Here is a 19,246-nt window from a genome sequence, read left to right on the forward strand (position 1 = left end):
AGGGCCAGCCTGCGGCTGGCTGGCCAGCATTCTGGCCACCATTCGGAAATTTGCGCAGGGGTGCCAATCTTGGGTGAACGCAGCCATGGTCTGCAGTCATGGATCGACCGCCTCAATGAGGCCGAATTGCCCGCTCTGGCCGCGGTGGTGCAGGACCTGCACCAGATGGCCCAACAGGATAAGTCCTCCGTACAGCAGCTGGCCGATGTGCTGCTGCGTGATGCGACCCTCACCTCCAAGGTGCTGAAGGTCGCCAATAGCGTCTATTACAACCCCTCCCAGGAAGCTATTCGCACGATCTCCCGCGCCATCGTGCTGATCGGCTTCGAGAACGTTCGCCTGATCGGCCTTTCGGTCAGCCTGATCGACAGCCTGCTGGCCCGCGGCCCGAGGGAGCAGCTACCCGAGATTCTCGCGCGTTCCTTCCACGCGGCCGTACAGGCTCGCAACATCGCCGGCTACCTCCTTGCGCGCAGCCAGGAGGAGGTCTTCATCGCCGCTCTGCTGCACAACCTGGGTGAGCTGGCGTTCTGGGGTTGTGGTGGCGAGCAGGCCGACGAACTTGCTGCCGCGCTGGCGCAACCGGGTGTCGATGAGGAGCAAGCGGTACGCGAAGTGCTGGGCACCAGTTTTCGTCAGTTGACCCTGGGGCTGGTCCGCAGCTGGAACCTGGGGGAACTGGCGAGCCTGGCCCATACCGGTTCCGCCCAGGGTGATCCGGCGGTGAAAGCCGTGAGCCTGGGGGTTCGCATTAGCGAAGCGGCCTTGCAGGGGTGGGATTCACCCTCCATGGCACAGCTTGTTGAACAACTGGGGGAGCTGGTTGGGCTGAGTCGGGAGGAGGCCATGCAGCAGGTGCTGGCCAGTGCCGATGAGGCGGTCAAGGTGGCGACCACTTTCGGTGCCAGCAAGCTCTGTCACCTGATACCTCACACCGATCCGGATCAGATTCGACTGCAGCGTGAGCAGCGGCAGGCGCGGCTGTTGCAACCGGACCTGCTGGTCATGCAACAGGCCTTGCAGGAGCTGGGCATGCTGGTGTCGCGCAAGGCGGATATCAATCTGGTGCTGGATACCCTGCTCCAGGGACTGCACCAGGGTGCCGGACTGGAGCGGGTGATGGTGGCGGTGCTGACTGACCAGCGCAGTCGCTTCACGGTACGCCGGGCGGTGGGCGAGGGCAGTGAGCGCTGGCTCGACGGCTTCGCCCTGCCCGCCAGCCAAGCCGAGCAAGCCAATCTGTTCAGCTACGTCCTGCGGGCCCGCGAAACCCTCTGGATGGGCGTGCCGGCGAGTTACAGCCTGAATGACCTAGTGACGCGACCGATGCGCGAATGGCTGGGGCAGGGGATGTTCTTCGTCGCGCCGCTGCTGGCGGGCAAGCGCGAGATCGGGGTGATCTATGCCGACTGCCGCCTTTCGGGGCGGGCGCTACGGCACGAGCAGTTCGTGGCGTTCCAGCACTTCGCCCAGGCGGCGGGGCGATGCCTGGAGGCGATGGCGCAGAAGAATCAGGGCAGGTAGACCGTCAGGGTCTGGCCGGGCTTCAGGGAACGGTCGCTGCGGGGGTTCCAACGCTGAAGGTGTTTCATTTCAACGTTGAATCGCTTGGCGATCAGATAGAGGGAATCGCCCTGCTTGACCTTGTAGTAGGTCACCGATTCGCGGCCGTTGCCCTTCGACTTGCCCTTGCTGGCACTGGCGACCTGGGTGGCACCGCCTTCCAGTTTCAGCACCTGGCCAGCCTTCAGGTGGTTGGCCTTGAGGCTGTTCCAGCGCTTGATGTCCTGCACGTTCACCTTGTACTGGCGAGCGATGGACCAGAGGTTGTCGCCACTCTTGACCTTGTGCGTGCGTGCCGGTGTGGGCGTTGGAGCGCTGGCGACGTTCTGGAACAGCGGCCGGTCAGGCTTCAGGCCCGGCTCGACCGGGATGCTCAGTTGCTGGCCCACCCGCAGGTGATTGCCCGACAGGCCATTGATCTCTTTCAGGGTCTTGGCTGTAACGTGGTAGCGATTGGCGATGCCATGCAGGCTGTCACCATTGCGCACGCGGTACTGCTGCCAGTCCACCAGTTCCTGGGGTTTCATCAGCGCGAGGTTGGCGGTGAGCAGCTCAGCCTTGTCGGTGGGGACCAGCAGGTGTTGCGGGCCGTCCATGGTGATGCGTTTCTTGAAGGCCGGATTGAGCTGGTACATCTCATCGGCGTCCATGTCGGCCATCGCGGCCACACGGGAAAGGTCCAGGCGTTGTTGCTTGACCTCCACCACTTCGAAGTAAGGCTCGTTGGCGATGGGGCTCAGGTTCACGCCATAGGCTTCCGGCGCCATCACCAACTGCGACAGGGCCAGCAGCTTGGGTACGTAGTCCTGGGTTTCCTGGGGAAGCGGCAGGTTCCAGTAGTCGGTCGGCAGGCCGAGCTTCTGGTTGCGCTCCATGGCGCGGCTGACGGTGCCTTCGCCAGCGTTGTAGGCGGCGAGGGCCAACAGCCAGTCGCCGTTGAACATTTCATGCAGGCGTTCGAGGTAGTTCAACGCGGCGTTGGTGGAGGCGGTGATATCACGTCGACCGTCGTACCAGTTGGTCTGGCGCAGATTGAAGTGGCGACCGGTCGAGGGAATGAATTGCCAGATGCCTACGGCATTGCTGCGTGAGTAGGCAAAGGGGTTATAGGCGCTTTCCACCACCGGCAGCAGGGCCAGTTCAAGGGGCATGTTGCGCTCTTCCAGGCGCTCCACCACGTAGTGGATATAGAGGCTGCCGCGGTCGCTGGCGGTTTCCAGGAAGGAAGGCTTGCTCACATACCAGAGGCGCTGGCGCTCGATGCGCGGGTTGACGCCGATCTCGTCCTGGAGCTTGAAGCCGTTACGCATGCGTTCCCAGATATCCTGGGGTTCGCGCTCGGTTTGTGCCTCTTCCAGCCACTGAGCCTGTTGCTGCATGGCCAGTGCGCGGTCGGTTTCGCGGCCCTGGTCGTCGTCCTTCTGACCGGTGCCGGCGCAGCCTGCGAGAGTGGCGGCGCACACCACCACGAGCGCGCGTGCGGCTCGTGCCAATGCATCCAGGTCGAAGGTTTTGATCGGCGAAGACAACATTGGCTGAGGGGTTTTTCCGGCAAAAAAGTTCGGCGATTCTAGAAATCGACCTATGGTTGGTCAAGTTTTCACCAGCTCTCCCCAGCCTGACCGAGTGTTCAGAATTGGTCTTTCCAGGCTCGAAGGGTCGCGAAGACCTCGGCCGGCGTAGGGTTATCCCGGCCAGCCCGCTCGTCGGCCATTTGTTTAACGGATGTTTCAGCCACCCGCAGGAAGGGGTTGGTCGCCAGTTCGAGGGCGATGGTCGATGGCAGGCTGATGCCCCCTTGCTCGCGCAAGCGGGTGACCTCGTCGAAGCGATTGGAAGTAGCGTGGTTGCCGGGCTCCACGGCCTTGGCGAAACGCAGGTTGCTGAGCGTGTATTCGTGCGTGCAGAAGACCTGGGTGGCCGCCGGCAGCGCCGCCAGGCGGCTGAGCGAGTGGTGCATCTGTTCCGGCGTTCCTTCGAACAACCGGCCGCAGCCGGCCGCGAACAGCGTGTCGCCGCAGAACAGCAGGGGCCGCGCTACGTCCCCATGGTAATAGGCGATATGCCCCAGGGTATGGCCGGGCACCTCGATCACCCGGAACGCCAGCCCCAGCACCTGTACGGTGTCGCCATCGCCCAGCGCCTCGTCGCGCGCGGGGATTTTTTCTTGCGCCGGGCCCAGTACGCGGGCGCCGGTCGCTTCTTTCAGGCGAGCCACGCCGCCGATATGGTCATGGTGATGGTGGGTGACCAGGATGTCGGTCAGCTTCCAGCCGGGATGGGACTCCAGCCAGGCCAGCACTGGCGCGGCATCGCCGGGGTCGACCACGGCGCAGCAACGGGTTGCGTCGTCCTGCAGCAGCCAGAGGTAGTTGTCGGAAAAGGCGGGGAGGGCATCGATCTGGATCATGAAGGGAGTCGCCAAGCAGAGAGCAATGGAGCATCTTAGGGCTCTCACGCAGGAGATTGCCATGACCGAAAAAGCATTCGCCCAAGCCGATGCCGACTGGCTGGAGCTGATCTCCGGGGCCCGTTCCTGGTTCTGCGGCCCGTTGGGCGGCCTGATGCTGTTCGAAGAGCAGCGCCTGCTGGAGGACGAACTGGCGCGTTACTTCGGCGGCTACCTGGTGCATTACGGGCCGCGTGCGGAATTGCCGCCCGGAGCCAAGCAGATCCAGCGCAGCGTGCATCTTGGGGCACCGCTGCCGGGCGTGGAGATCGCCTGCGAGGAGTCGGCCTGGCCGCTCAGCGAACATGCCGCCGATGTAGTGGTGCTGCAACACGGCCTGGACTTCTGCCTTTCCCCCCATAGCCTGCTGCGCGAAGCCGCGCGCAGCGTTCGCCCCGGCGGCCATCTGATCATCGTTGGGGTCAACCCGTGGAGTGCCTGGGGGGTGCGCCATTACTTCGCGCATGACGCCTTGCGCCGCGCGCGCTGCATCTCCCCGACTCGGGTCAGCGACTGGCTGAACCTGCTGGGCTTCGCGCTGGAGAAACGCCGCTTCGGGTGCTATCGTCCGCCGCTTGCTTCGGCCGCCTGGCAAACACGCCTGGCTCGGCTGGAGCGCTGGGGCGCCGCCGGACAAGGGTTCGGTGCAGGCTTCTATCTATTGGTGGCGCGCAAGCTGGTAATTGGCTTGCGCCCACTGCGTCAGGCCCGGCGAGAGCCCATGGGCAAGCTGGTTCCCATGCCGGTGGCCAAGGTCAGCCGGTGCGATTCGAAACATGAGGCTTAAGTGAGCGATCTGGTCGAGATCTATACCGACGGCGCCTGCAAGGGCAATCCCGGCCCTGGCGGCTGGGGTGCGTTGCTGGTCTACAAGGGTGCCGAGCGCGAGCTCTGGGGCGGTGAGCGCGATACCACCAACAACCGCATGGAACTGATGGCCGCCATCATGGGGCTGGTCGCTCTCAAGCGTTCCTGCGAGGTGAAGATCATCACCGACTCCCAGTACGTGATGCAGGGCATTACCGAATGGATGCCGAACTGGAAGAAGCGCGGCTGGAAGACCGCCGCCAAGCAGCCGGTGAAGAATGCCGATCTTTGGCAGGCACTGGACGAACAGGTCAATCGCCATACCGTGCGCTGGCAATGGGTACGCGGTCATACCGGCCACGCTGGCAACGAGCGTGCTGACCAGTTGGCGAACCGGGGTGTGAGCGAACTCAACACCCGCTAGTACCCATTCACGATCAACTGCGCGTCGGTCCGCGGCGTCAAGAAAAGACTCGGAAAGTCGCTTGCGGCTAACGCGCTTCAGCGCGGCCCGAAGGGCGAGCGAGGCGAGTAATGCTCATTTGCAGCTGTAAACTCCGCTTCCTCCCCTGTTTTTGCCTTGCATCGACCTGGCTCGCAAGATCGTGAGCGGGCTCTTAGAATTGCGACCTTGCGGCAAACCTCCTTCATAGGCCCTGAATAATGCGTTTTGTAGTCCTCGATACTGAAACCACCGGTATGCCGGTCACCGATGGCCACCGCGTCATCGAGATCGGTTGCGTCGAGATGGAAGACCGGCGCCTTACGGGTCGTCATTTCCACGTATACCTGCAACCCGACCGTGAGGTGGATGAAGGCGCCATCGCGGTCCACGGCATCACCAACGAGTTCCTGGTGGGCAAGCCGCGCTTCAAGGATGTCGCTGACGAGTTCTTCGAATTCATCAAGGGCGCCGAGCTGATCATCCACAACGCGGCGTTCGACATCGGCTTCATCAACAACGAGTTCGCGCTGCTGGGGCAGTCGGATCGCAGCGATGTCAGCGAGTACTGCACGGTACTCGACACCCTGATGATGGCCCGCGAGCGCCACCCGGGGCAGCGCAACAGCCTGGACGCCCTGTGCAAGCGCTACGACGTCGACAACTCCAACCGCGAACTGCACGGCGCGTTGCTCGACGCCGAGATTCTTGCCGACGTCTACCTGGCGATGACTGGTGGCCAGACCAACCTGTCCCTTGCCGGCGAAGGTGGCGATGGCAGCGGTGGTCGCGCCCAGGCGACACCGATCCGTCGCCTGCCGGCCGATCGCGCACCCAGCCGGGTCATCCGCGCCAGTGAGGAAGAGTTGGCCGCCCACGCCTCGCGCCTGGCCGCCATCGAGAAATCCGCCGGGGCGCCTGCCCTGTGGGTGCAGATGGACGCTCCGCCAGCTTCCTGATTGCGACCTTTACGTACAGCCAGTGGAAACGGGGGTACCGCCCCCGTGATCGAGCTTCTACCCTGAGGGCATAGGCGGGCAGGCCCGCCCCTCAGGGAGCCACAATGTATAAAGAGCTCAAGTTCCCCGTCCTCATCGTCCATCGTGACATCAAGGCCGATACCGTTGCCGGCGACCGGGTCCGTGCCATTGCCCGCGAGCTGGAGCAGGAAGGCTTCACCATCCTCTCTACCGCAAGTTCCGCCGAAGGCCGCATCGTCGCCTCTACCCACCACGGGCTCGCCTGCATCCTGGTCGCCGCTGAAGGGGCCGGGGAAAACCAGCGCCTGCTTCAGGACATGGTGGAACTGATCCGAGTTGCCCGGGTTCGTGCACCGCAGTTGCCGATCTTTGCCCTGGGCGAACAGGTGACCATCGAGAACGCACCCGCCGAGGCGATGGCCGACCTCAATCAGTTGCGCGGCCTGCTGTATCTCTACGAAGACACCGTGCCTTTCCTCGCCCGTCAGGTAGCCCGGGCCGCGCGCAACTACCTGGAAGGGCTGCTGCCGCCATTCTTCCGGGCGCTGGTGGAGCACACCGCGCAATCCAACTATTCCTGGCACACGCCAGGCCACGGCGGTGGCGTGGCTTACCGCAAGAGCCCGGTGGGGCAGGCATTCCACCAGTTCTTCGGTGAGAACACGCTGCGCTCGGACCTCTCGGTATCGGTACCCGAACTGGGCTCGCTGCTGGACCACACCGGTCCCCTGGCCGAAGCCGAGGCCAGGGCTGCGCAGAACTTCGGTGCCGACCACACCTTCTTCGTGATCAACGGCACCTCGACGGCGAACAAGATCGTCTGGCATTCCATGGTTGGCCGCGACGACCTGGTGCTGGTGGATCGCAACTGCCACAAGTCGATCGTCCACTCCATCATCATGACCGGCGCCATCCCGCTGTATCTGACGCCGGAGCGCAACGAACTGGGCATCATCGGGCCGATCCCGCTCCGCGAATTCAGTCGGGAGTCGATCAAGGCCAAGATCGACGCCAGCCCGCTCGCCAAGGGGCGCGAGCCGAAGGTCAAGCTCGCGGTGGTGACCAACTCCACTTACGACGGACTCTGCTACAACGCGGAGATGATCAAGCAGGCGCTCGGCGATTCGGTGGAAGTCCTGCACTTCGACGAGGCCTGGTACGCCTATGCCGCGTTCCACGAGTTCTACGCCGGCCGCTACGGCATGTGCACCAGCCGCGAGGAACGCTCGCCGCTGGTGTTCACCACTCACTCCACCCACAAGTTGCTGGCTGCCTTCAGCCAGGCGTCGATGATCCACGTGCAGGATGGCGGCGCCCGCCGGCTCGACCGGCACCGCTTCAACGAAGCCTTCATGATGCACATCTCCACCTCGCCCCAGTACGGCATCATCGCCTCGCTCGATGTGGCCTCGGCGATGATGGAAGGACCTGCCGGACATTCGCTGATCCAGGAAACCTTCGACGAAGCACTGCGTTTCCGCCGTGCCCTGGCCAATGTGTGGCAGACCCTGGCGGCGGACGACTGGTGGTTCGATATCTGGGAGCCGCCCCTGGTGGAAGGGACCGACGTCGTCAGCACCACGGACTGGTTGCTGCGCCCGGATGCGGACTGGCACGGCTTTGGCGACGTGGCAGACGACTATGTGCTGCTCGATCCGATCAAGGTCACTCTGGTGACCCCGGGCCTGACTGCGGACGGCAAACTGGGGGAGCAGGGCATTCCCGCGGCGGTGGTCAGTAAGTTCCTCTGGGAAAGGGGGCTGGTGGTGGAGAAGACCGGCCTCTATTCATTCCTGGTGCTGTTCTCCATGGGCATCACCAAGGGCAAGTGGAGTACGTTGCTCACCGAGCTGCTGGAGTTCAAGCGCGGCTACGACGCCAATCAGCCGCTGGCCGACGCGTTGCCCTCGATCGCCACTGGCCATGGGGCGCGCTATACCGGCATGGGCCTGCGCGATCTCTGCGACGCGCTGCACGCCTGCTATCGCAACAGCGCCACACCGAAGGCGCTGCGGCGCATGTACACCAAGCTGCCTGAACTGGCGATGAAGCCGGCTGATGCCTACGACAAGCTGGTGCGCGGCGAAGTGGAGCCGGTGCCCCTGGACAAGCTGCAAGGGCGCATCGCCGCCGTGATGCTGGTGCCCTATCCGCCGGGCATTCCGTTGATCATGCCGGGTGAGCGCTTCACCGCGGAAACCCGCGCGATCATCGACTACCTGGAGTTCGCCCGGACCTTCGACGTCAGCTTCCCGGGCTTCGATATCGACGTCCATGGGCTCAACTGTCAGGAAAGTCCTACAGGTCGCTGCTATACAGTGGACTGCATAAAGGAATAAATCGGCTTGCGGGGGAACGCGATGGCGACTGGGGAAGGGGCGAAGCCTCGCGGAAGAATGGGGTTCTGGACCTGCACCGCATTGGTGGTGGGCAACATGATCGGCTCAGGCGTGTTCCTGCTGCCCTCGAGCCTGGCCGCCTACGGTGGCCTCAGCCTGTTCGGCTGGCTGATCTCCAGTACCGGAGCGGTGATCCTGGCACTGACCTTCGCCCGCCTGGCCAGGCTCAACCCCTCGGCCGGCGGGCCTTACGCCTACACCCGCGATGGCTTCGGCAGCTTTGCCGGTTACCTCTGCGCCTGGACGTACTGGAAGGCGGCCTGGATCGGCAACGCGGCCATCGCCGTGACCCTGGTGGGTTATCTGCAGGTGTTCATCCCGGCGCTGCGCGATCCGGTGCTGACGGTGAGCACTGCCATCGGCGCGATCTGGCTCTGCACACTGATCAATCTGCGTGGTATCGGTGCGTTCGGTCTGGCGCAGAACATCCTCACCGCGCTCAAGCTCATCCCGCTGTTGCTGGTGGGGATACTCGGCTGGTTTTCGTTCCATCCCGAATACCTGCGAATTCCCGAGGTCAGCGAGCTGCCGCCGGGCGCTGGCGGATACGCCAATGCCATCGCCACCACGGCGGCATTGACGCTCTGGTCATTCATCGGACTGGAGTCGGCGACCGTGCCGGCGGACGATGTCGACAACCCCAAACGCACCATTCCCCGTGCCACGGTATTCGGCACCCTGGTGGCGGCCGGGGTCTACATCCTCTCCATCACCGCCGTACAGGGCGTGCTGCCGCCGGAAGTGCTGATGCGTTCCACGGCACCTTTCGCCGATGCCGCGCGGGTGCTGGTGGGGGAGTGGGGCTATCACCTGGTGGCGGCGGGCGCGGTGATCGCTTGCCTTGGCGCGCTGAACGGCTGGGTGCTGCTGCAAGGGCAGATTCCCATGGCCACCGCGCGCGATGGCCTGCTGCCCGAGTCTCTGGCGCAGACCAACAAATACGGCGTGCCAGCCCATGGCCTGCTCGTATCCGGCGTGCTGGTCACGGCGTTGGTGCTGGTTGATGGGCGGGGCGACCTGGTGGACGTGTTCAACGTCATCATCCTGCTCGGCACCATGACCGGCGTCGTGCCATACGCCTTCTGCACCGCCGCGCTGCTGCAGCAACTGGCGGTCAAGCCCGGTGATTTCTCCGAGCGCGAGCGTAGCCGGCTCGTGGCCATCGGCGTGCTGGGCTTCGTCTACTCCATCTGGGCGCTTTACGGCACCGGCGAACAGGCGATTTTCTGGGGCTTCCTCGTGCTGATGGCCGGCATCCCCCTCTACACCTGGCGCCAGTGGCGCAATCGGGTTCAGGCCGACGCGGGGGCCGTCAGAGCCAATGGCTGACGGCCCACCAGCCAAGTGTTCCCATCACGATGGTGTAGGGCAGGGCCATCCACACCATGCGGCCGTAGGACAAACGCACCAGCGGCGCAACGGATGAAGTGAGCAGGAAGAGGAAGGCCGCCTGCCCGTTCGGCGTGGCGACACTGGGCAGGTTGGTGCCGGTGTTGATGGCCACCGCCAGGGTGTCGAAATGCTCGCGGGTCATGTTCCCAGCTTCCAGCGCGTTCTTCACTTCGGTGATGTAGATCGTGGCGACGAAGACGTTGTCGCTGATGGCCGAGAGCAGCCCATTGGCGATGAACAGCATGCCCGGCTGCTGATCCACCGGCAGCTCCAGTACCGCGTGGATGATCGGGGTGAACAGGTGTTGCTGCTGGATGACCGCCACCACCGCGAAGAAGGCCACCAGCAGGGCGGTAAAGGGCAGGGCGTCCTGGAATGCGCGGCCGATCTGGTGCTCGTCGGTGATGCCGCTGAAGCTGGTGATCAGCACGATCACCAGCAGGCCAATCAAACCCACTTCTGCCACATGCAGCGCAAGGCAGAGGATCAGGATCAGCGCCGCCGTGCCCTGGACGATCAGCGCCAGGCGCTGGTTCTGGGTGCGCCGCGCGCTCTCTTCAAGGGCGTGATCGGCCAGCACTTTCCGTACGCTGTCCGGCAACTGGGCGCCGTAGCCGAACCAGCGCAGTTTCTCCAACAACACGCAGGTCAACAGCCCTGCTGCCAGGACCGGCATCGACACTGGCGCCACGCGCAGGAAGAAGTCCTTGAAGTGCCATCCGGCTTCGTGGCCGATTAGCAGGTTCTGCGGTTCGCCCACCAGGGTGCAGACGCCACCCAGCGCGGTGCCCACAGCGGCGTGCATCAGCAGGGTGCGGAGGAAAGCGCGGAAGGTTTCCAGGTCCTCGCGGCTGGAACTGGCGACTTCGTGGTCGGAGTCGAGGCTGTGTTCATCGCCGGCGCCGCTGCCGGAGGCCACGCGGTGGTAGACGCCATAGAAGCCGAGCGCAACGCTGATGATCACCGCAGTTACCGTCAGCGCGTCGAGAAAGGCCGAGAGGAAGGCCGCCAGCAGGCAGAACATCAGGGCCAGCAGGGTCTTGCTGCGCACGCCGAGCAGCAGGCGGGAGAACAGCAGGAGCAGCAGGTCCTTCATGAAATAGATGCCCGCCACCATGAACATCAGCAGCAGGATCACCGGGAAGTTGTGCTGGAGCTCCTGGTAAATCGCATCGGGTGTCGCCAGGCCGAGCAGTATCGCCTCCAGCACCAGAAGTCCGCCCGGCAGCAGGGGATAGCACTTGAGCGCCATGCCCAGGGCGAAGATGAACTCGCCCACCAGCAACCACGAGCACACCACCGGACCGAGCAGCCAGAGCACCACGGGGTTCAGCACCAGGAACCCCAGGATTGTCAGTTTGTACCAGTGCGGGGAGTTGCCGAGGAAGTTGCGGCCGAGTGCGGCAGCGGGTGAGGCGGGCATCGAGGTGGTCCTTGAACGTATGGGGCATGATTGGGCGCGGGAAAATGGCAGCCCGGCCTCTGTAGATCAAGCATTTAAGCCGGCTTTTCCATGTGCGGTGGCAATTGCATGGCGTGGCCTGCGTCACAGTGGTCAGCATCGACTTTTACTTCGTGCTTGTTATAGTTGCCGGGCTTCCTGAATGACACTTTTTCTGTGGCGCACGCCGAGGACTGACCCGTGCCTGATTACAAAGCCTTCCGCGTAGAGTTGGCAGACAAGATCGCCCATGTGCAGATCAACCGTCCGGAAAAGATCAACGCGATGAATGCCGATTTCTGGAAAGAGATCGTCGATATCTTCCGTGAGATCGAGGACAACGATGAAGTTCGGGTTGTGGTGCTTTCCGGCGCGGGCAAGCATTTCTCCTCCGGCATCGACCTGATGATGCTGGCCTCGGTCGGCGCTCAGTTGGGCCCGGATGCCGGTCGCAACGCGCGTACCTTGCGCCGCAAGATTCTCGAACTGCAAGCCTCGTTCAACGCGGTCGACAACTGCAGCAAACCGGTGATCGCGGCCATTCAGGGCTATTGCCTGGGCGGCGCCATCGACCTCATTTCGGCTTGTGACATGCGCTATTCGACCGCCGATGCGCAGTTCTCCATCAAGGAAATCGACATCGGCATGGCGGCTGACGTCGGTACCCTGCAGCGCCTGCCGCGCATCATCGGCGACGGCATGATGCGCGAACTGGCCTACACCGGCCGCACCATCGACGGTGAAGAAGCGCTGCGCCTCGGGCTGGTCAACCGCACCTACGCAGACCAGAATGCCCTGCTCGATGGCGTGTTCGGCATCGCCCATCAGATCGCCGCCAAATCCCCGATCGCTGTGCGCGGCACCAAGGAAATGATCCGCTATATGCGCGACCACCGGGTCGACGACGGACTCGAGTACGTCGCCACCTGGAACGCGGCCATGCTGCAATCGGCCGATCTTCGCGTCGCCATGGCAGCCCACATGAGCAAGCAGAAGCCAGAGTTCGCTGACTGATGCGATTCCGCACACTCGCGCGGGAGGCGCATTAAGGCATGGTCACTGGAGTCACTTCGCTGGGGCTGGTGCGCGACGAACTGTTCGCCACCATGGAGCAGGCGGAACAGAGTCTTGAACACTTCATTGCCGAGCGTCAGAACGGCAGCCTCCTGCAGCAGGCCGTGGAGGCCATGCATCAGGTACGTGGAACGCTCAACCTGATCGAGCTGACTGGCGCCGAACTGCTGGCCCAGGAGCTGCTGGACCAGGCCACCGACATTCCCACGGGAGCGGGCGAGGAGCGTGACGTCCAGTTGGCAGCGCTGAGCAATGCGCTGCACGTCCTGCGTCGCTATCTGGAAAATCTCGACCTGCATCGCCAGGAAATGCCGGAGCTGTTGCTACCCGCCATCAACGACCTGCGACAGGCCGGTGGGCAGCCGCCGCTGCCGGAGAGTTACTTCTTCAGCGTCCGCCTGGATCAGGCGCGGCGCATCGCGGTGCAAGCCCGCTTACCGGAAGGCACCGATCCCGATGCCCTGGCCCGGCGTTTCCGTCAGGCGTACCAGCAGGGATTGCTCGGCTTCCTGCGCGGGCACAACGTGCCAAACGCCCTGCGCACGATGGAACGCGCCCTCGGTGGCCTCGAGCGCCTGTACGGCGATCAGTCGCGTGGCCGACTCTGCTGGATCGGCGCGGCGGCAATCGAGTCGCAGCTGGCCGGCCAATTGCTGGCGCGCAAGTCGCGCAAACAGCTGTTCTCGCGTGTGGACCGTGAGCTCAAGTCGCTGTTGGCCAATGCCGCCTACGAGGCGCCGCGCAACCTGCAGAAGGAACTCCTTTACCTGGTTGCGCTGGCTGACAGCCAGGCTCCCCGTTCCCAGGAGCTGCGCGAAGTCTTCGGCATGACCGCGCTGCCCTTCACCGACCAGTTGCTTGAGCAGGAATACCAGCGCCTGTCCGGCCCCGGCCAGGCGGTGATGCGTTCGCTGTCCTCGGCGATCTTCGAGGAGCTGAACAGCGTCAAGGACATGATCGACCTGATCGAACGCAGCACTGCGCCGGGCGAATCCTTCGGGAACCTGCACCTCTTGCTTGGCAAGCTGGCCAAGACGCTGGTCATGGTCGGTCTGAACTCCCCCGGCAATGCCTTGCAGGTGCAGTTGCCGATGGTGGCGGCCTGGGGCGCGGACCAGCCGGTCGAATCCGCTGAACTGCTCAAGCTCGCCGACGCGGTGCTCTATGTGGAAAGCATGGTGGCCGGTCTCGACAGCGGCGAGCGCCGTGGTATCCGTCAGGCCGTCGAGCCGGGACACGAGGCGGAGTCCTTCGCCAATCATCAACTGGCTGAAGCGCGCATCGTGGTGCTGGATGAAGCCCAGGGCGGACTCGCTCTGGCCAAGCGCGCGATCACGGCGTACCTGGAATCCAACGGCGACAAACTGCACCTGGCCAACGTACCGGTAAGCCTGCAGGCCGTGCGCGGCGGGCTGTGGTTCCTCGGTCAGGAGCGCGCCGCCGCCCTGGTCGCGGCCTGCGCTGAGTACATCCAGCAGCAGATGCTGGAAACCTCCCTGATGCCTTCGGAGCAGATGCTGGAGACCCTGGCCGATGCACTGACCAGCCTCGAGTACTACCTCGAGGGCGGCGCCGGCATGCGTCGCGGCTTCCAGACCGATGTACTCGACTTGGCCGCCAATAGCGTGCGCGCCCTCGGCTTGCCGGTGGCGGCCTGATATGGCGGGCGAACGTTGGCAGTCGGGATTGCTGGATGCTTCCGCGTCCGGTGGTTGGGCGGTGGCGCATTGCCGGCAACAGTTCCTCACCGACAGCAATGGCGTGCTCTTTCCCCGTGAGTGGCTGAAGCGCCAGGAATTGCCGGTGCTGGCCGAACACGGCATCGGTCACTTCGACGGTGACCCCATCTACCTGCTGGAGCTGGCTCACCCGACCGACGTGGCGGGCTGCTTCTGGCAGGGCCTGCGTCAGGTGATGCTGCAGGGCGACCCGGATACCTTCCGCATGCTCGGTTACGCCAGCCAGATCGGCACCTGGGCGGACCAGAACCGCTATTGCGGCAGCTGCGGCCAACGCATGGAGCAGGTCGCGGGTGAGCGTGCGATGCGTTGCCCGAGCTGCGAAGTCCACCACTACCCGCGGCTGTCGCCGAGCATGATCGTGCTGGTCAGTCGGGGCGATGAGTTGTTACTGGCGCGTTCGCCGCGCTTCGTCAGTGGCGTCTACAGCACGCTGGCGGGATTCGTCGAGCCCGGCGAGTCCGTGGAAGAGTGCGTGGCTCGCGAAGTGCGGGAAGAGGTGGGCGTCGAGATCGGCAACATCCAATACATCGCCAGCCAGAACTGGCCTTTCCCACATTCGCTGATGCTCGGCTTCCACGCCGAATACCGCAGCGGTGAAATCGTGCCGCAACCCGGCGAGATCGAAGATGCCCGCTGGTTCCCCGTGGATGCGCTACCACCATTGCCGGCGCAGCGCTCCATCGCGCGTTACCTCATCGACCTATACGTGGCGCGCCGCCTCGGCTTAGCCGATCCAGTGCTGCCACACTAGGCGCGCGGTCAGCGCCAACACCACCAGAATGAATACCGGGCGGATGAATTTGGCACCGCCCTTGATGGCGGTGCGCGCGCCGAGGAAGGCGCCGACCATCAGCGCCACCCCCATGCTGATGCCCAGGGCCCAGACCACCTGGCCGGCGGCGATGAATACCACCAGAGCCATGGCATTGCTGACGAAGTTCATGCTGCGGGCGACACCGCTGGCACGTACCAGATCCAGTGGATAGAGCAGCAGGCTGCTGACGGTCCAGAAGGCGCCGGTGCCGGGACCGGCCACACCGTCGTAGAAGCCGAGGCCGAGCCCTTGCGGCCATTGGCGGCCACGGGGAATCAATGCGTCCTGGCTATGCTCGGCATCCGGGGTCTTGCCGAACAGCAGGTACAGGCCACATCCAAAGACCACCACTGGCAGCATCTGGTTGAGCCATGCGGCGGGAAGCCAGTGGACGATCACGGCGCCCAGTGCCGCGCCAATGGCTGTGGCGATCAGTGCATTACGCCACTTCGACGGGTCGAACAGCTTGCGCCGGTAGAAGGTGTAGCTGGCGGTGGCGGAGCCGAAGGTGGCGCAGAGTTTGTTGGTGCCGAGCACCAGGTGGGGCGGCAGGCCGGCAGTGAGCAGGGCAGGGATGGTCAGGAGGCCGCCACCGCCGGCGATGGCATCGATGAATCCGGCAAGAAAGGCAACGGCGGCGAGAATCGCCAGGGTGGCGGGATCGACCGCCAGCTCGAAGGGGATTGGCATGGAAAACGAGGTCCGTGTCTACAACTGCCGCGTGGCTTGTGGCTGCGGCTTTGGGAGTTGCGCATAATGCCGGCATTTTCACGCATAAGGAATGGGCTCCATGCAGTATGACGGCCTGGCCTGGGCAACCGCCCTGCTGGCAGTGTTGGTCGCGGTTGTAGCCGGACGCATCCTGCTCGACCGTAGCTGGTTTCTCGGCTGGCTTCGCGGCACCTGCGGCCTCGCTTTCCTGGCGCTGGCGCTGCTGGTCGCGCTGGTGGCGCGGGACCTGTGGAGCTACAACACGCTTCCCGAGGACAAGCCGCTGGTGACCCTGAACTTCAAAGCCATGGGCCCGCAGAGCTATCAGGTCACCTTGCTGGAGGGCGCAACCGAGCGCGAGTTGCTGCTGGACGGCGACCTATGGCAACTGGATGCCCGCATGTTCAAGTGGAAGGGGCTTGGCAATCTGCTGGGGCTGCAGCCGGGCTATCGCCTGGAGCGATTGTCGGGCCGCTTCCTGGCCATCGAGCAGCAAGCCCTGGCCCAGCATCCGCGTGCCCAGTTGGCGAGCAGCCCATATGGCGTCGATCTCTGGCGCTGGCTGCGCCTGGCCCAGCGCGACTTCTTCCTGTTCGTGCCGGAAGCGCAACGGGTGACCTACCTGCCGATGGCTGACGGTGCGGTGTATTCCGTGAGCCTGTCACCCACTGGCCTGCTGGCCCAGCCACTGAATCCGGTGGCCAAGGAAGCGTTGAAAGACTGGCGTTGATTGCCGCATTTGTAGGAGCGAGCTTGCTCGCGAACAGCCCGGGTAGACCTTTTCGCGAGCAAGCTCGCTCCTACATGTTCGGCCAGGCGCAGTCCGGTAGGGTAGGTAGCGCTTTTTTCATCCACCAGCGGCGCTATGCCGGACCTCGGATGGTGGACCGGTGGAGCGTGGTCCACCCTACGGCTGAAGTTCGTCCTTGGGTGTCGGGGCCAGCGGGAGCGCAGTCATTCGCATGTTCGATCCCACGGAATTACACACATGAAAAAGGGAGCCCTTGGGCTCCCTTTTTCGTCAGCGTGATCCTCAGGAGAGGAAGCCGCCGTCGACGTTCAGCGCAACGCCGGTGGTGTAGCTGGAGGCATCGCTGGCGAGGTAGAGCACAGTGCCGGCCATCTCGCTCGGGTCGGCCACGCGCTTCAGCGGGATGCGCTGCAGGGCGACGTTGAGGATTGCGTCGTTCTTCACCAGGGCCGAGGCGAACTTGGTATCGGTCAGGCCCGGCAGCAAAGCGTTGCAGCGGATGCCGAACTGGGCGCATTCCTTGGCGAAGACCTTGGTCATGCTGATCACAGCGGCCTTGGTCACGGAGTAGATGCCCTGGAACTCGCCCGGCGAGACGCCGTTGATGGACGCGACGTTGATGATGCTGCCACCACCGTTCTGCTTCATCAGCTTGCCGCCTTCGATGGACATGAAGTAGTAGCCACGGATGTTGACGTCCACGGTCTTCTGGAAGGCCGACAGGTCGGTGTCCAGCACGTTGCAGAACTGCGGGTTGGTGGCGGCATTGTTGACCAGGATGTCGAGACGGCCGAACTTCTCGCGGATCTCGGCGAAGACGCTCTGGATCTGCTCCATCTCACCGATGTGGCAAGCGATGGCGGTGGCCTGGCCGCCTTCGGCGATGATGGCGTCGGCGACGGCCTGGCAGCCCTCGATCTTGCGGCTGGACACGATTACGTGGGCGCCTTGCTGGGCCAGCAGTTTGGCAATGGCTTCACCGATACCGCGGCTGGCGCCGGAAACGAAGGCGATCTTGCCGTCGAGGTCGAACAGGTTGGTCTTGGACATGGGGTTCCCCTTGTTGTAAGCCGGTTTACAGCCGTGATTGGTTGATGACCTGCAGGCTCATCTGCTCCAGCAGCTTGTTCATGTGGATGAACTGGGCGAAGCGTTTGTCCTGGGTCTGGCCATGGAAGTAGCGGTAGTAGATCTGCTGCACGATGCCAGCCAGGCGGAACAGGCCGTAGGTGTAGTAGAAGTCCAGGTTGGTGATGGGCGGCAGGCCGGCGCGCTCGGCGTAGTAGTCGGCGAACTCCTGGCGGGTCAGCATGCCCGGCAGGTGGCTCGGCTGGCGGCGCATCAGCTGCACGGGGGCCGGGTCCTTGGCTTCGATCCAGTAAGCGAGGGTATTGCCCAGGTCCATCAGCGGGTCGCCGATGGTGGTCAGCTCCCAGTCCAGCACGCCGATGATCTGCATCGGGTTGGCCGGATCGAGGATGACGTTGTCGAAGCGGTAGTCGTTATGGACGATGGCCGGTTTGTGGTGGTCGGCAGGCATCTTGTCCTTGAGCCAGGCCTTCACCGGCTCCCAGGTCGGGGCGTCCGGAGTCCGGGCCTTCTCGTAGCGGTCGCTCCAGCCGGTGATCTGGCGCTGAACGTAACCTTCCGGCTTGCCCAGGTCACCCAGGCCGCAGGCGTTGTAATCGACGTTGTGCAGTTCGACCAGCTTGTCGATGAAGCTCCGGCATAGTTCGCGCGCCTGGCTTTCTTCGAGCTTCATGTCGGCCGGCAGGTCGGCACGCAGGATCACGCCCTTCACCCGTTCCATCACGTAGAACTCGGCGCCGATCACCGACTCGTCGGTGCAGTGCACGTAGGCCTTCGGGCAGTAGGGAAAACCGGCATTGAGCTGGTTGAGGATGCGGAATTCGCGGCCCATGTCATGGGCGGATTTCGCCTTGTGGCCGAACGGCGGACGACGCAGCACGAATTCCTGGTCCGGGTATTCCAGCAGGTAGGTCAGGTTGGATGCGCCGCCCGGGAACTGGCTGATGCGCGGGGTTCCGGTCAGACCTGGAATGTTGGCCTTCAGGTATGGATCGATAACGGCTGCGTCGAGCTCTTCGCCTTCGCGGATACGGGTGGACTGATCAGTAAGCGCCATGCTTATCCCTTCTACTTATGATGGGGGCCCGAGACTATTCGCTAATCTAATGCCGCCTGGGCGGCGTCACAAGCCGAACGAGCCGTTATAGACAAAGGTGTTGCAGCACAATCAGGCTGCCTGATTCGCCCGTACCGAATGCATCGGGCGAAAAAAAACCGGAGCCCTGGGACTCCGGTTTCTTGTTCGTGATCCGAGCGTTGAGCTTAGACCGGGAACAGTTCGCCGAGCTTCATCGCCAGCATCATGTCGCCTTCGGCGCGCAGCTTGCCGGCCATGAAGGCCTGCATGCCGTCGGTTTCGCCGGTCATGATGCCAACCAGGGTGGCGCTGTCCATGATCAGGGTGACGTTCGGGTTCGGGGCATCACCTTGCTGTACGTCGCAGGTGCCGTCTTTGACCACCAGGTAGTGGTTGTCGCCATCTTCGATGTTGAACTGGAATACCAGGTCCAGGCCAGCGGCGGCACCGGCGTTGAACTTGGACTGCATGGTTTTGACGATGTCAGCAACGTTGGTCATGGTGTTTTCCTTTT

At 63.7% G+C, this 19,246-nt stretch carries 17 protein-coding genes; 10 read left to right on the top strand and 7 right to left on the bottom strand.

What is annotated here, in order from left to right:
* Positions 1-69: 69 nt before the first annotated feature.
* The gene (locus E8E95_RS17040) at positions 70-1,524 is read left to right on the top strand and encodes an HDOD domain-containing protein (protein WP_280352087.1); all 1,455 of its coding nucleotides are present in this window, start codon (positions 70-72) and stop codon (positions 1,522-1,524) included.
* Here the strand turns inward: E8E95_RS17040 and E8E95_RS17045 are convergent.
* Positions 1,512-3,095 (bottom strand): LysM peptidoglycan-binding domain-containing protein, encoded by a 1,584-nt coding sequence (locus E8E95_RS17045; protein ID WP_280352089.1) that lies wholly within the window; start codon positions 3,093-3,095, stop codon positions 1,512-1,514. The two genes, E8E95_RS17040 and E8E95_RS17045, sit on opposite strands and share 13 nt — an antisense overlap.
* Positions 3,096-3,193: 98 nt before the next feature.
* Positions 3,194-3,973 (bottom strand): hydroxyacylglutathione hydrolase, encoded by a 780-nt coding sequence (gene gloB, locus E8E95_RS17050; protein ID WP_280352091.1) that lies wholly within the window; start codon positions 3,971-3,973, stop codon positions 3,194-3,196.
* A 61-nt stretch (positions 3,974-4,034) separates the two neighbouring features.
* Between gloB and E8E95_RS17055 the strand changes: the two genes are divergently transcribed.
* From E8E95_RS17055 to E8E95_RS17075, 5 genes are all read left to right on the top strand, one after another.
* Positions 4,035-4,799, top strand: coding sequence for a methyltransferase domain-containing protein (locus E8E95_RS17055; RefSeq protein ID WP_280352093.1), 765 nt, complete (start codon positions 4,035-4,037; stop codon positions 4,797-4,799).
* Positions 4,800-5,243, top strand: coding sequence for a ribonuclease HI (gene rnhA / locus E8E95_RS17060; RefSeq protein WP_280352095.1), 444 nt, complete (start codon positions 4,800-4,802; stop codon positions 5,241-5,243).
* Between the two features lie 239 nt (positions 5,244-5,482).
* Positions 5,483-6,220: a DNA polymerase III subunit epsilon gene (dnaQ, locus tag E8E95_RS17065; protein WP_280352097.1), complete on the top strand. Its 738-nt coding sequence runs from the start codon at positions 5,483-5,485 to the stop codon at positions 6,218-6,220.
* A 104-nt stretch (positions 6,221-6,324) separates the two neighbouring features.
* Positions 6,325-8,580 (top strand): arginine/lysine/ornithine decarboxylase, encoded by a 2,256-nt coding sequence (locus E8E95_RS17070; RefSeq protein WP_280352098.1) that lies wholly within the window; start codon positions 6,325-6,327, stop codon positions 8,578-8,580.
* Positions 8,581-8,601: 21 nt separating this feature from the next.
* Entirely contained in the window at positions 8,602-9,969 is a 1,368-nt protein-coding gene (locus E8E95_RS17075) for an amino acid permease (RefSeq protein ID WP_280352101.1), read from the top strand.
* On the opposite strand, the gene nhaB is transcribed toward E8E95_RS17075, so the two are convergent.
* On the bottom strand, positions 9,953-11,455 hold the full coding sequence (gene nhaB, locus E8E95_RS17080) for a sodium/proton antiporter NhaB (RefSeq protein ID WP_280352104.1): 1,503 nt from the start codon (positions 11,453-11,455) through the stop codon (positions 9,953-9,955). The genes E8E95_RS17075 and nhaB overlap by 17 nt on opposite strands.
* 219 nt (positions 11,456-11,674) lie before the next feature.
* Between nhaB and E8E95_RS17085 the strand changes: the two genes are divergently transcribed.
* Genes E8E95_RS17085 through nudC form a run of 3 tightly spaced genes read left to right on the top strand, consistent with a single transcriptional unit; the run spans position 11,675 to position 15,040 of the window.
* The gene (locus tag E8E95_RS17085; protein ID WP_280352107.1) at positions 11,675-12,487 is read left to right on the top strand and encodes a crotonase/enoyl-CoA hydratase family protein; all 813 of its coding nucleotides are present in this window, start codon (positions 11,675-11,677) and stop codon (positions 12,485-12,487) included.
* A gap of 38 nt (positions 12,488-12,525) precedes the next feature.
* Positions 12,526-14,205, top strand: coding sequence for a ferrous iron transporter B (locus E8E95_RS17090; protein WP_280352109.1), 1,680 nt, complete (start codon positions 12,526-12,528; stop codon positions 14,203-14,205).
* Between the two features lies 1 nt (position 14,206).
* Positions 14,207-15,040 (top strand): NAD(+) diphosphatase, encoded by an 834-nt coding sequence (gene nudC, locus E8E95_RS17095; protein ID WP_280352111.1) that lies wholly within the window; start codon positions 14,207-14,209, stop codon positions 15,038-15,040.
* On the opposite strand, the gene E8E95_RS17100 is transcribed toward nudC, so the two are convergent.
* Positions 15,014-15,787, bottom strand: a complete 774-nt coding sequence (locus E8E95_RS17100; RefSeq protein WP_280352168.1) for a TSUP family transporter — start codon at positions 15,785-15,787, stop codon at positions 15,014-15,016. The genes nudC and E8E95_RS17100 overlap by 27 nt on opposite strands.
* A gap of 106 nt (positions 15,788-15,893) precedes the next feature.
* On the opposite strand from E8E95_RS17100, the gene E8E95_RS17105 reads away from it, so the two are divergent.
* Entirely contained in the window at positions 15,894-16,544 is a 651-nt protein-coding gene (locus E8E95_RS17105; protein WP_280352113.1) for a hypothetical protein, read from the top strand.
* A 303-nt stretch (positions 16,545-16,847) separates the two neighbouring features.
* Here E8E95_RS17105 and E8E95_RS17110 read toward each other — a convergent pair whose 3' ends face one another.
* The 3 genes from E8E95_RS17110 to E8E95_RS17120 form a co-directional block, all read right to left on the bottom strand.
* Positions 16,848-17,615, bottom strand: a complete 768-nt coding sequence (locus tag E8E95_RS17110) for an SDR family oxidoreductase (protein WP_077525999.1) — start codon at positions 17,613-17,615, stop codon at positions 16,848-16,850.
* Positions 17,616-17,640: 25 nt separating this feature from the next.
* Positions 17,641-18,711: a phosphotransferase family protein gene (locus tag E8E95_RS17115; RefSeq protein WP_280352116.1), complete on the bottom strand. Its 1,071-nt coding sequence runs from the start codon at positions 18,709-18,711 to the stop codon at positions 17,641-17,643.
* Positions 18,712-18,917: 206 nt separating this feature from the next.
* Positions 18,918-19,232, bottom strand: a complete 315-nt coding sequence (locus E8E95_RS17120) for an SCP2 sterol-binding domain-containing protein (protein ID WP_077526001.1) — start codon at positions 19,230-19,232, stop codon at positions 18,918-18,920.
* Between the last annotated feature and the right edge of the window lie 14 nt (positions 19,233-19,246).

It is taken from the genome of Pseudomonas sp. BN414 (assembly GCF_029871275.1).
Lineage (GTDB): Bacteria > Pseudomonadota > Gammaproteobacteria > Pseudomonadales > Pseudomonadaceae > Metapseudomonas > Metapseudomonas resinovorans_C.